Source organism: Clostridium sp. HMP27 (assembly GCF_000765165.1).
Lineage (GTDB): Bacteria > Bacillota > Clostridia > Clostridiales > Clostridiaceae > Clostridium_AK.
Genome location: NZ_JMFY01000016.1, coordinates 22,192 through 38,073, shown reverse-complemented (window position 1 = coordinate 38,073; position 15,882 = coordinate 22,192). Strand labels below are relative to the sequence as shown.

At 30.9% G+C, this 15,882-nt stretch carries 12 protein-coding genes; 10 read left to right on the top strand and 2 right to left on the bottom strand.

From position 1 onward, the window contains the following. Positions 1-16 precede the first annotated feature (16 nt). Genes DP68_RS07645 through DP68_RS07635 form a run of 3 tightly spaced genes read left to right on the top strand, consistent with a single transcriptional unit; the run spans position 17 to position 3,594 of the window. Entirely contained in the window at positions 17-709 is a 693-nt protein-coding gene (locus tag DP68_RS07645; RefSeq protein WP_035308098.1) for a response regulator transcription factor, read from the top strand. 5 nt (positions 710-714) lie between these two features. Next, the gene (locus DP68_RS07640) at positions 715-2,151 is read left to right on the top strand and encodes an ATP-binding protein (RefSeq protein WP_052085709.1); all 1,437 of its coding nucleotides are present in this window, start codon (positions 715-717) and stop codon (positions 2,149-2,151) included. Positions 2,152-2,157: 6 nt separating this feature from the next. Further along, entirely contained in the window at positions 2,158-3,594 is a 1,437-nt protein-coding gene (locus DP68_RS07635; protein ID WP_035308096.1) for a hypothetical protein, read from the top strand. A 115-nt stretch (positions 3,595-3,709) separates the two neighbouring features. On the opposite strand, the gene DP68_RS07630 is transcribed toward DP68_RS07635, so the two are convergent. Continuing rightward, positions 3,710-4,162 (bottom strand): GNAT family N-acetyltransferase, encoded by a 453-nt coding sequence (locus tag DP68_RS07630; protein ID WP_035308095.1) that lies wholly within the window; start codon positions 4,160-4,162, stop codon positions 3,710-3,712. Positions 4,163-4,332: 170 nt separating this feature from the next. Here DP68_RS07630 and DP68_RS07625 point away from each other — a divergent pair, with 170 nt between their 5' ends. Beyond that, positions 4,333-4,731, top strand: coding sequence for a pyridoxamine 5'-phosphate oxidase family protein (locus DP68_RS07625; RefSeq protein WP_035308093.1), 399 nt, complete (start codon positions 4,333-4,335; stop codon positions 4,729-4,731). A 69-nt stretch (positions 4,732-4,800) separates the two neighbouring features. Here the strand turns inward: DP68_RS07625 and DP68_RS07620 are convergent, their stop codons facing one another. Beyond that, positions 4,801-5,265: a YbaK/EbsC family protein gene (locus DP68_RS07620; protein WP_035308091.1), complete on the bottom strand. Its 465-nt coding sequence runs from the start codon at positions 5,263-5,265 to the stop codon at positions 4,801-4,803. 281 nt (positions 5,266-5,546) lie between these two features. Between DP68_RS07620 and DP68_RS07615 the strand changes: the two genes are divergently transcribed. The 6 genes from DP68_RS07615 (at position 5,547) to DP68_RS07590 (ending at position 15,812) form a co-directional block, all read left to right on the top strand. Beyond that, positions 5,547-7,910 carry an ATP-dependent DNA helicase gene (locus DP68_RS07615; protein ID WP_035308089.1) on the top strand — a complete coding sequence of 788 codons (2,364 nt, stop codon included), beginning with the start codon at positions 5,547-5,549 and terminating at the stop codon, positions 7,908-7,910. A gap of 97 nt (positions 7,911-8,007) precedes the next feature. Beyond that, the gene (locus DP68_RS07610) at positions 8,008-9,948 is read left to right on the top strand and encodes an FAD-dependent oxidoreductase (RefSeq protein WP_035308087.1); all 1,941 of its coding nucleotides are present in this window, start codon (positions 8,008-8,010) and stop codon (positions 9,946-9,948) included. A gap of 269 nt (positions 9,949-10,217) precedes the next feature. Then, the gene (locus tag DP68_RS07605) at positions 10,218-10,682 is read left to right on the top strand and encodes a hypothetical protein (protein ID WP_052085708.1); all 465 of its coding nucleotides are present in this window, start codon (positions 10,218-10,220) and stop codon (positions 10,680-10,682) included. 210 nt (positions 10,683-10,892) lie between these two features. Next, positions 10,893-14,348 carry a helicase-exonuclease AddAB subunit AddB gene (addB, locus tag DP68_RS07600; protein ID WP_035308084.1) on the top strand — a complete coding sequence of 1,152 codons (3,456 nt, stop codon included), beginning with the start codon at positions 10,893-10,895 and terminating at the stop codon, positions 14,346-14,348. Positions 14,349-14,689: 341 nt separating this feature from the next. Then, positions 14,690-14,902 carry a hypothetical protein gene (locus tag DP68_RS07595; protein ID WP_035308082.1) on the top strand — a complete coding sequence of 71 codons (213 nt, stop codon included), beginning with the start codon at positions 14,690-14,692 and terminating at the stop codon, positions 14,900-14,902. 100 nt (positions 14,903-15,002) lie between these two features. Continuing rightward, complete coding sequence (locus tag DP68_RS07590) at positions 15,003-15,812, top strand: histidinol-phosphatase HisJ family protein (protein ID WP_035308080.1); 810 nt, start codon at positions 15,003-15,005, stop codon at positions 15,810-15,812. Positions 15,813-15,882 lie beyond the last annotated feature (70 nt).

Sequence of the window (15,882 nt, the reverse complement as noted above, 5' to 3'; positions counted from 1 at the left end):
AGGTAGAGGTGAAGTTATGAAGAATAAAGCAATTATAATTGAGGATGAAGATAATATTAGAGGATTTATAAGAGTAAATTTTCAAAGAGATAACTTTACGGTACTCGAAGCTACTTCAGCAGAAGAAGGAATGAGAATAATTAATTTAGAAAAGCCAGACATAGTTTTATTGGATGTAATGCTTCCCGGTATGAATGGTTTCGATGCTTGTGAGTTAATAAGAAAAGAATTTCCCCACATAGGTATAATTATACTTACAGCAAGGGGACAGGATACGGATAAAATAATGGGATTAGAATTTGGAGCTGATGATTATATAGTAAAGCCCTTTAATCCTATAGAACTTTTATTAAGAACTAAAGCAATATTAAGACGTATGAAAGAAATAAAAAAGGATGACAATAAGCAAATACTTAACAATGGTCCTTTTAAGATAGATACCTATTCCCAAATAGTATATAAGGATGACGTTGAATTATACTTAACACCCAAAGAATATATACTTATGAAAATATTTATTAAAAGCCCAGGTAAAGCATTTACCAGAGATGAACTTTTAGATTTGGTTTGGGGATATGAGTTTATTGGTGATACAAAAATTGTCGATGTCAATATTAGAAGGCTAAGGACAAAAATTGAGGATTCTTCATCTAGTCCAATGTATATTGAAACTGTATGGGGAACAGGGTATCGCTGGAGAAAGGAATAAGGTGCATGCAGGGGAAAGAAGATAAAAGAGAACAATTTAAGAGTATAAAAAGGAGAATGATTGTTAATTTCATGCTTGTAATATTTATAAGTGTAGTTGCATTTGAAGCTTTATTAATTGGTTTTACACGATACTATTTTTATAACAATGCAGAAGGTATTTTAACTAATCAAATAAAACTATCAGCTGATTTTTATAAGAGATATTTTTCAAACACTTCCCTTCAAGATAACATAATAGATAATATAGATATATTTTGGAAGCAAACTACAGCTCAAGTTGAGATTATTGATTTAAATGGAAAAATTTTAATGGATTCAACTGGTGTTATACCAGATAGAAACATAGATGGGTTTGACTTTGAAGCAGCATTAAAGGGGGGAAAGGGGAAGTGGATAGGGAAATCTAGTTATGATGGAACAAGGATTATGTCTATTTCATACCCTTTAATGTCTAATAACAATATTGTAGGTGTATTAAGATTTAAAACCTCACTGGAGGAAATAGATAAAACTATAAATATGATCAACTTTATATTTTTGTTTATAGGTTTAACTGTAATAATAATTGGTAGCATTGTAAGTATATTTTTATCCTATAGTATAATTCATCCAGTTAAAGAACTTAAGAAGGCCGCTGAGGAAATGGCTAATGGTAATTTAAATATACGTGTAAAAGAGATGAGAAATGATGAGCTGGGAAGGCTCGGGAAAACCTTTAATTATATGGCAGATGAGATTCAAAAACGAGAGACAATAAAAAATGAGTTCATATCTTCTGTATCTCATGAATTAAGGACTCCTCTTACAGCTATTAAGGGATGGGCAATAACACTAAATAGTGATGGAGGTTCAGACAAGGAGATTCTTACTGATGGTTTAAAAATAATTGAAAATGAAAGTGAGAGGTTAACTGCAATGGTGGAGGAACTTTTAGATTTCTCCAAGTTTATTTCGGGAAGAATTTCGCTTCATAAGGAATTAGTAGCAATTGAAGATACTATAGAATATATAGAAAAATATATGAAACCTAGAGCAGAAAGAGAAAATATTAACTTTTGTGTTAAGCTTAAAGAAGGGTTACCGTTAGTAGAAGTTGATTTAAGCAGAATTAAGCAGGTACTAATTAACTTGCTTGATAATTCATTTAAGTTTACTTGTATTGGAGGAAATGTTTCTTTAGAAGTACTAGATCAAGAAAAATATATAATTTTTTTAGTGAAAGATAGTGGATGTGGCATTAACAAGGAAGATCTCCCTAGAGTTAAGGATAAGTTTTATAAAGGGAAAAATAGTAAAGCTCAAAATGGATTAGGATTATCTATTTGCGATGAGATAATAAGTATGCATGATGGAGAGCTAATCATAGAAAGCGAGCTCGGAGTAGGAACTACGGTTTTAGTTAAAATACCAGTTGCAATTAATAATAAAATTAGGAGATAGAAAAGAATGAAGTTTATAAAAGTTGCTATAGTATTAATATCAATCTTTCTGTATGGATGCAGCCAAATTGATATTGATGTAGAAAATAAAATTATACCTCCTAAATACTCAGAATTACATGTTAAAGGCGTTTGGAAGATTGAAAAATATAAGTCGTTAAATAATGAAATAGATAAAGAAAAATTTAAAAATTACATAGATAAGATAGTAATTATCGATGAAAACATTACTGTAGTTGATAAGGAGATTTGTTTAAATCCTCAATATAAGATTAAAAGCGTATCATCTAATAACTTTTTTGAATATAGACATAATATAGATCATAAAAGTATTGGAATAAAAGGAGAAAATGTAGATATAATTTCTGCATCAGATAGCAGGCAGCTTTTTTATGATTTTATTAAAATAAGTAATAATCAGCTGGCTTTATATAAAGATCAGAGTTTACTATTAATGAATAAGATATCAGATGATACTGATGGATATATAGATAAACTTAATTTAAACAATACTAACAAGAAGTTGGAGAATCAGTCTAAAGAAGATAAATTATTGAGATCTGGAGTAGTTTTGGGATTGAGTTCTAGTAATTTAAATAATAGCAAATCCAGGTATAAGACATTATGGATTTCATCTCTTAATAGAAAGTTGCAAAATACAATAGAACTTTCTCAGATTTTGGTTCCTAGAAGAAGTGGTTTTTGGGAAGTAGGCGTTAACAAAGAAACGAGTAATGGACAGCTTGTGCAAAAGCTATATGCACATCCAGTTATAGAATTTATTAAAGAAGGTACTTTATCAAATGATGAAAATACTCTTCAAGAATATCTAAAAAGAAATATTACTTTTATAGGCAACGATTATATATGTACAGAAATTGAAGAAAATGGACAGCTGCAGGTACTACCCATTGATAATATTTCCATGGCAAAGGGAGTTAATATTTCAGATTTAATGTCAGAAGAGATTAATAATACGATAACTCGCTCGGTTAATGTTTTTCGTGCTTCGAAGAATGAAGCTGATAAATTAGAAAAGCAAATGCGAAAAGATAATTTTACATTGACAAGAGGAAATGGACATTGGATGCTTAAGGGAAGGTTAAATTATATTTCTTCTATTGATAATAAAAACTTTGAAGATTTTATTATATATGGAGTTCCACCATCGACACTTATTAACTATGATGAGTTATGTGTGCCTTGGAGTGAAGTGAAGGCAAGAGTACCTGAAGCTATTGATGTTTTTACTTCACCTAATAAGGAAATTGCTTTAGTAGTTAGTAAGAACTATATTTATATATACTCAATTATAAATGAACAATTATCTGAAGAGCCTATAGGGAAGATAGAGATTGAGGAAGATGATTCGATTGTTATGGCTGAATGGGCTACAGGAGATTATGTTGAAAAGTGGAATGAAATTATAATGAATACAAAATAAGAAATTTCCTAGTCAGATATAGTACTAACTTTTTAAAGATTTTCAAGATGATTCCTGTTTAATGCAGAAATCATCTTTTTAATTTAATGTATACCTCTTTATGAAAATAATTTTATCAAAATGTCTTGGCAAACTCTGTTAAATAAATCCCTTTACTAATTTCAATATCTTTTACCTTGTGATAACCATTTTTTAAATATAGGTTGACAGCAGGCAGATTTTCTTTACCGGTACATACAACGGCTTTATTTATGGTATCTTCAATTTTTTCTATAAAGCTTATCATTTTCCCAGCAATTCCTCTTTTAAAAAAGCATGGATGTACAGCAACTCTATGTATGTCTAAAATATTTTCATTAATCTTATAAGAAATTAATCCTGCTAAGATATCAGTTATAAAATAACCATAAAAAATCTCATCACATCCAGTCAAACTATCAATAGTATCTTTTAAAGGAGGAATTTCATAAAAACCTATTAGTTCTGCTTCAATTTTATAGGATGCTATTTGTAATTGTAATACAGATTCTGCTATTTTCATATTGGTTAGGTCAAGTTTTTTGAACATATAAGAACCTCCTTACCTACGGAATATAACTAAGACTTATAAAGAAATGTTATCATATACTATATGAAGTTTACAGGAAAATCGGAGAAATTTTACTTGATATATAAATTTTAAAATTTTACAATATATATATAATCAAATTTAGAAAAAGTGAAAGAAGGGTAAATCTTATGGAAAAAATCATAAAGTTTTTGAAGGATAATCCTACATTTTATTTTGCAACAATAGAAGGGGACGAGCCTAAAATTAGGCCGTTAGGTTTCTTTATGGAGTATAATGGAAGATTGTATTTTGGTATAGGTAAACATAAGAAATCCTATAAACAAATAACTGAAAATCCCAATGTAGAAATATGTACTGCAAATGATGAAGGACAATGGATTAGAATAAGCGGTGTTGTTGAATTTGATAATAGTGAAGAAACAATGGCAAAGGCTTTTGAAACAATGCCAATGCTTAAAAATATTTATAACAACAAAAGTGGTTTAACACTAGGTAACTTCTATTTAAAAAATGGGATTGCTGAAATAATGGACATGAAGGGAAATTTCGAAAAGATTACTTTTTAAAGTAGTAACCGTCACCAAAGTGGATGACGGTTATTTTTGTAAATTAAAGTAATACCTGATATATACACTTTATTTTCGTACTCTTAATATACGGCTGTTATTTATATTTTGAAGTTCTTTAGTTGATATTTTAACTAATGAATACGGGGATCCGCCACCAGTATATATAAACTCTTTTTCCATTACTTTAGGATCTATTATAAAGATGGCCTTATATCCAAAAGAAGGAACACCTCCACAGGGAAATCCTGTTTTTTCAAGAATTTCATTTTCATTTGCAGTTCTTGGTACATCTATATTTAAAACTTTACCAACCCTTGAAGTACTTGCTCTATTTTCACCTTTTACAATTGCTACAATTAAGTTATTATTGTTGTCTATCATACATATGTTTTTAACAAAATCATCTGGGGAAGTGCCAGCAGCCTTTGCTGCTTCCTCCACGGAATGACAAGATTCATTAAATATTAACTGCTCTGCTTGTATATCGTTTTCAATTATATAACTTTTAAGTTTTTCTTCGTATGCTTTCATATTTTAATACTCCTTTAAATTTTCTTCTATATTGAAATTTATCTTTTAATTTTTTCTATAAGTATATGAGAAAGTTTATAGGTTCTAGTTGCTCACCCGCCTATCATTGTCTCTAGTACAACATTTCACAAGTATATACTAATAGTATATATCAATTATAGTTATAATCCCAATATTTTCAATTAGCTTAATGGTTTAATTAATACCTAAGTTTTCAATATGAATATGATATAATTATTTATAAAAAGCAAGTGAAAATATCTACTTGAAGGATTGATTTTATGAGTAATAATAAAGAAATAAGGATTTCGGTTAGAAATTTAGTTGAATTCATACTGCGGTCTGGTGACTTGAATGCAGGATTCACAGGAAGCGGAAGAGCATTAGAAGGTACTAAAATTCACCAAAGAATACAAAGGTCTAAGGGCAAAGAATATTCCTCAGAAGTATTTTTAAAATACACCTTTGATTATAAAGATATAACAATGACGCTAGAAGGTAGAGCAGATGGAATAATAAATGTAAATGGAGAAATTACAATTGATGAAATAAAAAGCACTACCATGCCCCTGGAGAATATAGATGAAGAATATAATCCTTTGCACTTTGCCCAGGCAAAATGTTATGCCTACATATATGCAAAGCAGCAGAAATTACAATATATAAACGTGCAATTAACATATGTAAGTGTTGATACAGAGGAAACAAAAGAAATAGTTGAAACTTATACCGTTGAAGAACTTGAAGAGTTTTTTTATGAAATTATAGATAAATACTTTATGTGGGCAGACTTTAATAAAAAGTGGCTTGATGAAAGAGATGAAAGTATAGGAACTGTAAATTTTCCTTTTAAAAATTATAGAAAAGGGCAAAGGGAAATGGCAGTTTCTGTTTATGGAACTATAAGAGATGGAAAGAACATATTTATAAATGCACCTACAGGTATAGGTAAAACAATGTCTACTATTTTCCCAACGGTTAAGGCTATGAGGGAGGGGTTAACCTCTAAGATTTTTTATTTAACAGCTAAAACTATAACCTCCACTGTAGCACTAGAAGCATTTAATAAGATGGTAGAACAGGGTCTTAAACTTAAAGTTGTATTTATAACTGCAAAGGAAAAGCTTTGTTTTTGCAAGGATTCTAGCTGTAATCCAGAGCAGTGTGAATATGCAAAGGGACATTATAACAGGATAAATCAAGCACTAATGGACGTATTGAAAAACGAAAATATAATTACAAGAGAGTCTCTAGTCAAATATGCTGAAGAATATAAAGTATGTCCCTTTGAATTTGCATTAGATTTAACACTGTGGGCGGATTGCGTTGTGTGTGATTATAATTATGTATTTGACCCTAGAGTTTATCTTAAAAGATTTTTTGATACAGGGAAAACAGATTACGTATTTTTAATAGATGAAGCTCATAATTTAGTGGATAGAGGGAGAGAGATGTATTCTGCTGAGTTATATAAAAGCAAGTTTAATAATGGTAAGGAGTTAATTAAAAAGGGTACCAGTAAAATATATAAAGCTTTAGCCAATATAAATAGAGAAATATTACAACTTGGAGAAAAGTGTGATGAAAACGGATATTATCTTCAAGAGGAGGAGCCAGATGAAATGTATCCTTACTTAAGGAGCTTCGTAAAAGAGGGTGAAGAATGGCTTAAAGAAAATGAAAATAGGGAAGGATATGACGAGGTTTTAGATTTATACTTTGAGGTTATGGCTTTCTTAAGGATAAGTGAATATTACAGAAAAGGTTTTGTGACTTATGTGGAAAAGTCAAAGGATGGGGATGTAAAACTAAAGCTATTTTGCTTGGACCCATCGACCTTACTTAAGGATTCTTTAAGCATGGGGCGAGCAGGTGTTTTATTTTCTGCAACACTTACTCCTATGGATTATTTTAAGGAAGTATTAGGAGGAAGTGAAGGAGATTATCAAATGAGGCTTGAATCTCCTTTTAACAAGGAAAATAGGACAATAATGGTTAGCTCAAATATATCTACTAAATATAAAGTTAGAGAAAAGAGCTACGAAAAAATAACAGATTATATAAATATTTTTATATCAGGAAAGATAGGAAACTATATGGTGTTTTTCCCATCCTATACCTATATGCAAAATGTAAAAGAGGTATTTGAAGAAAAGTACAGTGAAATAAACACCACAGCTCAAAGCACAGATATGAACGAAGAGGATAGAGAAGAGTTTTTACTTCAGTTTAAAGAAGATGCAGAGGAAACACTAGTTGGATTTGCAGTGCTTGGAGGTATATTTTCAGAAGGGGTAGACCTTAAAGGAGATAGGCTACTTGGGGCAGTTATAGTTGGAGTAGGGCTTCCTCAAATATGCTTTGAACGAGATATAATAATGGATTATTTTAATGAGGAAAACGGTAAGGGATACGATTATTCTTATACCTATCCAGGAATGAATAAAGTACTTCAAGCAGCAGGAAGAGTTATTCGTTCAGAAGAAGACAAGGGGCTTATACTTTTAATTGATGAAAGATTTGTAACTTCAAACTATCAAAGGTTATTTCCACAGGAATGGTTTCCGTATACTAGAGTAATGGGTTACAGCTTATCACAAACAATTAAAAGCTTCTGGGAAAGTATAGATAAGGAATTAAAATAAAAGACATTTTTTAATTTAATAGGGTAAATATTAAGATGTATTTATTAAATAGAGATTTTAAACTTATAGTGTTGATTTAACTAGGGAGGAATTGAACATGAAGTATGAATATTTATTTAAAGAAGGAAACATAGGTAAACTCAAATTAAAGAATAGAGTTATAATGCCTGCAATGGGTACTATGCTTGCTTCAGCAGATGGAGAAGTAACAGACCATCAAATTGCATATTTTGAAGAAAGAGCAAAAGGCGGAGTGGGACTTATAATAACTGAGGTTACTTCTGTGGAATACTTACTAGGTAAGGCCGGTTCCTGCCATCCAAGGGTAGATGATAACAAGTTTATACCAATGCTTCAAAGATTAGCAGATACTTTACATAAATATGATACAAAGGTATTTATGCAGCTTCATCATGCAGGTAGGGTTGGAAATTCTATGCTTACTGGTGGAAAGCAGGTAGTTGCCCCAAGTGCTGTACCAAGCCAGATTACAGGAGAAACCCCAAGAGCTTTAACTACAGAAGAAATAAAGGATTTAATAAATAGATTTGCAACAGGCGCTTTAAGATGTAAAATGGCAGGAATTGATGGAGTGGAGCTTCATGGCGCCCATGGATATTTAATATGTCAATTTTTAAGTCCATTTACAAATAGAAGAACTGATGAATACGGTGGAAGCTTTGAAAATAGAATGAGATTTGCAGAGGAAATTGTTAAGGGAATAAAAAAGACCTGTGGAGAAAACTATCCTGTAACCATAAGACTTAGCATAGATGAGTTTATGGAAGGAGGAATAACTGAAGAAGAGGGACTTAAAATAGCAAAGTACATGGAAAGTATAGGTGTAGATGCTATAAATGCCAGCTGTGGTAATTATGAAAGCTTGCCAACAGTTATGGAACCAATAACCTATGAGCAAGGGTGGAGAGTTTATTTAGCAGAGGAAATAAAGAAGGCTGTAAATATACCTGTTATAGCAGTGGGGGTAATAAGAGAGCCAGAATTTGCAGAAAGTGTATTAAAAGAAGGTAAAGCTGATTTTGTAGCCATAGGAAGAAGTCATATTACAGATCCTGATTGGTGTAATAAGGCACAGGAAGGAAGAGAGAAGGATATAAGAAAGTGCATATCTTGCCTTCATTGTGTGGATAGTGCTTTTGCTGGTCATCACATGGAATGTGCTATAAATACAAGGGCTGGACGTGAATTGGAATTTAAAAACCTAGAAAAATCAGGAGATGGGAGAAAAGTTGTTGTAATTGGTGGAGGACCTGGAGGACTTGAAGCTGCAAGAATTTTGGCAGAAAGAAACTTTAAGGTGGTTTTATTTGAAAAGGACAGTGAACTTGGGGGGCAAATAAAATATGGCCATAAGCCAGAGGGAAAGGAAAAACTTCATTGGCTTATAGATTATCAAAGAAATGAGCTTGAAAACTTAGGAGTAGAGATAAGATTAAATACAGAAGGAAAATTAGAGAATGTAAAGGCTGAAAATCCTTATGTTGTAATTGTAGCAACTGGTGCAATGCCTTTCATGCCTAATATAGAAGGAATCGATAGAGAAAATGTATATACTTCGGAAGATGCATTAAGTGGAAAGGCTACCTTTGAAGGAGAAGCTGTAGCTGTAATTGGCGGAGGAATGACCGGAAGTGAAATAGCTGAGTTTATAGCAAATCAAGGGAATGCAGTTTATCTTATAGAAATGCTTTCAGAAATAGGTACTGGGTGTGGACTTATTAATAAGATTGATTTAATGCAGCATTTATTTGTTGCAAATGTAGAAATACTTACAAATTATAAATTAAATAGTATAGGTGAAAAATCTATTAAGGTTCAAAGTTTAAAAGAAGATAAGGAAGTTGAATTAGATATAGATAAAGTTGTAATATCCCTAGGAGTTAAATCGGATAATGAATTGTATGAAAAAATCAAAAATAATTTTAATAGGGTATATCTAATAGGTGATGCGGCATCTCCAAGAAACATAGCTCATGCGGTAAGAGAGGGATTTGAGAAGGCATATATTCTTAAATAACATTTAAAATTTAACGTATATTGGTTATTATTTTTGTAGAAAGTCCCCTTTGGGGCTTTTCTTTGTGCTATTTAAAATACAATTTATTATGTTAAAAAAGTAATAAGCGAAGTTTTAAGGTTTTGGAATTGCATCCTAAATTATACTTTAAAGTTATTGAAATCAATATGGCCCATAATGTTTCATCATATATTAAGGATTAAAGGAGAGAATATATCTTGTACTGAAAAATAATGTACAAAATATGAATTTTGAAAGGGGAAATAAAAATGGATAATAACTTTATTGAAGAAACTAAAAGATTAAATGAACAATCAAGACAAAATAAAGGTAAACCAGGATATGCTGCAACTAGTATGACCAATAGTATAAATAGTGGAATGACAAGTAGCACAACTAGTAACTTTTCAAATAGTACTTCTCAGTCTGCAATAGAAGAAGCAAAGCAACTAAACCAGCAGTCAAGACAGAACAGTGAGTCACAAGGATATGCTCAGTCTAATATGAATAGCAGCGCAATGGGAAGCTCTTCAAACAATACTTTTAATTCTGCAATAGAAGAAGCAAAACAATTAAATCAGCAGTCAAGACAAAATAGTGGGCAACAAGGATATGCTCAATTTGGTATGAATAACAATTCTATGGGAAACTTTACAAATAGCACTTATGATTCTGCAATAGAAGAAGCTAAAAAACTAAATGAACAGTCTAGACAAAACAAAGGAATGCAGTAAGAGAACAATAATTAAAGTTAAGCTAAGAAGTCGATCTTTTAGATCGGCTTTTTATTTTTAGTGTACTGTGTATAGATCATAACATAAAATTATGGATAAATAGATTATGGTTAAAATATGTAAAGGAATAATTGAGTTTTGAAAACTATGATATAATAAATTATTACTATAAATTCAAGTTAATAATGAAATTAACAAAGGGTGATAAAAATGAGTTTAAGGTTTATATACGGAAGATCAGGCAGTGGCAAAAGCTATTATTGTTTTGAAGATATAAAAAAGAAATTAAAAAAAGATGAAGAGCATCCTCTAATACTTTTAGTTCCAGAACAGTTTTCATTTCAAACAGAAAAAAACCTAATTCACTATATAGGAGAAAATGCCATGGAAAGGGCAAGAGTGTTGAGTTTTAAAAGACTTGCTCAAGTGGTATTTAACGAAGTGGGTGGAATAATTCATCAACATATAAATGAATCAGGGAAAAGTATGCTTATATATAAAATAATGCAAGAACATGCATATAGACTTAAAATTTTTAATAAAGCTGCAACAAGAGAGGGCTTTGTTAGTACAATGTCAGAACTTATAACTGAATTTAAGAGATATAATATAAGTCCGGAAATTTTATATGGAGCTAATGATACAATTCAGGATCAAAATTTGCAGTGGAAGATGGAAGATATATCGCTTATATATTCTCAGTTTGAAGAAAATCTACATAAAAAATATATAGATTCAGAAGATGACTTATCATTACTTCTAGAAAGATTAGATAAATCAAAGCTGTTTTATAATGCAGAGGTTTGGATAGATGAGTTTTTTGACTACACACCTCAGCAATATAATATACTTGAAAAAATAATGAACCAAGCTAAGAGAGTAAATATTACTTTAGCTACAAATAGCTTAAATGAAACAAGAGCAATAGATAACTTAGATCTTTTTTATCCTACAAAGAGCACTGAAGATAAGATTTTAAAGATAGCTGAAAGAAATAATATATCTTTTGATAAACCAATAGCATTAAATTGTTCTCCTTGCTATAGATTTAAGGAAAGCAAAGAATTAAGCCATATGGAGCAAAATATATTTGCATATCCTTATAGAATTTTTAAAGGAGATACAGAGGATATATGCATGTTCAAAGCATTAAACAAGTATTCTGAAATAGAAGATACTGCAAGGGATATACTTAAATTAGTAAGGGATAGGGGATATAGGTTTAAGGACATAGCTGTAGTTACAGGTGATTTAGATGGATATGAAAATTTAATAAGAGCAATTTTTGATGAGCATTCCATTCTTTATTTTATAGATAAAAAAAGAGAAATAGTTAGTAATCCACTTATAGTTTTAATATTATCCTCAATTGAAGTTATAGTTAAAAGATGGAGCTACGAAGCTGTTTTTAGATACTTGAAAACTGGACTTACTGATATTTCAAGAAAAGATATAGATCTTATAGAGAACTATGTTTTAGCAAATGGAATACGTGGAAAGAAGTGGACTACAGAAGAACCTTGGAGTTATCGAATAAAATATAGTTTTTCTGGGGATGAAATAAGCGAGGCAGAGCAGGAAAGCTTAAACAAGATAAATGAACTAAGATTTAAAATAGCTAAGCCTTTGATGGAATTTCATGAAAATATAAAGGGTAAAAAAACAGGTAAAGAAATGTGTCATGCCTTATATGACTTTTTAATAAAGCTCAATATTGAAGAAAAAACTCAAGCTTTAATACAAGTGTTTAAGGAAGAAAACTTACTAGATAAGGTAAATGAGTATAGGCAGATATGGGATGCTATTGTGGATATAATGGACCAAATTGCTGAAGTCATAAATGAAGATAAGATAGATAGTGAAGTATTTGGTAGAATTCTTAAAAGTGGCTTTGAAGAATATGAGCTTGGATTAATTCCTCCAGCTATTGACCAAATTCTTGTAAGTAGTGTTCAAAGGATTAGAAGCCATGATATAAAAGCGCTTTATATTGTTGGAGTGAATGATGGAGTTTTCCCAGGAGCCATAGCAGATGAAGGAATACTTACAGATTTGGAAAGGGAGAGCTTAAGGGAAAATGGCTTGGAACTTGCAAAGGATACAAAGAGTTTAGCTTTTGAAGAACAATTTTTAACTTACATTACCTTAACTATTATGAGCAAATATTTAAGATTAAGCTATCCTATAGCAAGTCTAGAAGGAAAGAGTTTAAGACCATCTATTGTGATATCAAGAATGAAAAGGATATTTCCACAACTTTGTGAAAAGAGCAATATAATAGCTAAGCATACTGAAGAGGAGGATATAGAAATGATTAGCACTCCCAAGGCTACATTTAACGAACTTATATCAGAGCTTAGAGGAAGTAGTGAAGAAATAAATTTAAGTAAGGTCTGGCTTGACGTATACAGGTGGTATAGAGACAGGGATAAGTGGAATAGAAAGTTAAATACTATACTGCAAGGATTTAGTTATAGTAATGATGCAGAAATACTAGATACCCAAAAGGTTAGAAAACTTTATGGACATAATATGAGTATAAGTGTGTCACGCTTAGAAAAATATGCATCCTGTCCTTTTGCATATTTTGTAAAGTATGGGCTTAATGCCAAGGATAGAAAGGTATATAAGCTTACCTCACCAGACCTAGGAAGTTTTATGCATGAAATATTAGATAATTTCACTAAATACTTAGGGGAAAAAAATTTGTCCTGGGAAAATGCAGATAAAAGTTTATATGAAACAGCAATTGGAAATTTGGTAGATGAAAAAATACAAAGTACTCCAGGGGCAATTTTTAATAGTTCTCCTAGATATGAGCACATGACACGAGGAATAAAAAAAATTCTTATAAGGACTCTAGAAGTAATTGGAGAGCAAATAAAAAGAGGAGATTTCAAGCCGCAAGGATCAGAGCTTTCATTTAATTTTAATGGAGATTTTCCGCCTATTTCTGTAGAACTTCATTCAGGAGAAAAAGTAAATTTAATAGGTAGAGTTGATAGATTAGATACATTGAAGGAAGAAGAAGGCACATATATAAGAATAATAGATTATAAATCAGGAAACAAAAAGTTTAGCTTGATAGATGTATATTATGGTCTGCAGCTTCAACTTTTAGTATATTTAGATGCACTTTTAACTGATTTGGAAGAAGAAATAAAGAACAATACGCTGCCAGCAGGAGTACTTTACTTTAAAATAGATGATCCTATAGTAAAGGGAACAGGTAAGGAAACTTATGAAGAGATAGAAAAGAAAATACTTTCAAGACTAAAGATGAATGGACTCTTACTTGAAGATGTAGATATAATCAAGGCTATGGATAGACAAATTGATAAATACTCAGATATCTTACCTGTGGCTTTAAGTAGTAAGGGTGAATTTTATAAAAATGTAATGGGGTCTCTTGCTACGAAAGAAGAATTTGATATATTAAGAGCCTATGTGAAAAAGACAATAGTAAATCTATGTGAAGAGATGCTTGAAGGAAATATTTCAATAAAACCTTATAAGAAGAAGGAGTCAACCCCTTGTGGCTTTTGTGAGTATTCTCCAATTTGTCAATTTGATTCATCACTAGATGGAAATTCATATAAAAACATACAAGAGAAAAGTACTGATGAAGTGTGGGAAATGATTAAAAAAGATATTACGACATTTTAATGCTCAGGGGCGTATAAAATTTTCATCTAAGAAGGCGATTCATTTCGCCAATAACGGCTAATATTTATAAATTTAAAATCCCTAAGCCACCTAAACTCGCTGTCGCTCAGACAGTAGGCGGCTCTTAACGGTATTTTTAATTTATAAATAAAGCCGTTCTAAGGCTCGTTCAATGCCTTCTACGATGAAAATTCTATACTTTTGAGCATTAAAAAGGTCATTCAGAGCTACTAACTAAGAAGGAAGTTCACATTAAAAATGTCGTCTTATTTCTATTAGTCGCTAATCGCTAAGTTTTGTGGTATAATTTGGTATAGAGTATTAGAGGATGGTGAGTTAAAATGGCAAGGAATTATGAGTGCTTAAGATGTAAAGAAGAAATGGAGTACTTAAAGGATTATAGATTTGACTCTCAAGATGATAAAAGGGGAATTCTAGGTGCTTTATTTGATATTGAAGAACACCTAGTTTTTGCTGTATATGTTTGTCCAAAGTGTAGGCATACAGAATTCTTCTATACAGGCAGAAGAAGTGGTTTTGATGACTGGGTTTAATAAGCGGCTTTTGCACCTCAAAAGGGGTGCATTTTTTATTAAAAAAATTAAACTGTAAAAAAAGCATTTATTATAGAGTGAGAAAGGATGATTAAAAAGTATGTATTATCTAATTGATTATCATATTCATACAAGTATTTCACCTGATGGTAAAGATTCAATTATGCAGGTTTGTGAAAGTGCCATAAACAAAGGGTTAAAGGAAATAGCTATAACGGAACATTGCGAAATGCACAGGAAAGACTGGGCATCTAAATATTACGACTTGGGAAAATATAAAAATGAAATATTAGAGGTTAGGGAAAATTTTAAGGGGAAAATTGAAATAAGGGCAGGATTAGAATTAGGACAACCATATCGTAATTTAAAAGAATCAGAAGAACTGATAGGTTCTTTCAACTATGATTATATTATAGGTTCTCTTCATAAGATGATTAATAATATAGATCTTGGGAAATTAGATTTGACAACTATTACACTAGATAACTTATGTGTAGAGTATCTTCAGCAGTTAGATCAAATGGTGGTATGTGGAAAGTTTGATTGTTTAGGTCATCTTGATTTAATAAAAAGATATAGTACAGATTACTATAAACAAAGAATAACGCTAATAAAATACTATGATTTTCTAGTGGATATACTAAAAAAAATTATTAAAAATGGAAAGGGGATTGAAATTAATACATCAGGGCTAAGACAAGCTCCTAAAGAAACAATGCCAGGTCTTGATGTAATAAAATTATATAAAAGTTTAGGTGGGGAAATAATAACTGTTGGTTCAGATTCACACAATAAAAACGATGTAGGTAAAAATATTATAGATGCTTTGAAACTTTGTGAAGAAGTAGGATTTAAGTATATAACTACATTTAATAATAGAAAGCCATATTGGAAAAAGATTTATGAGTAAAGCCATATTTTAGAGTGAAAAGTGATTATAGAAAAATGATAGAATTATCAGTAAATTATATTGACAATTA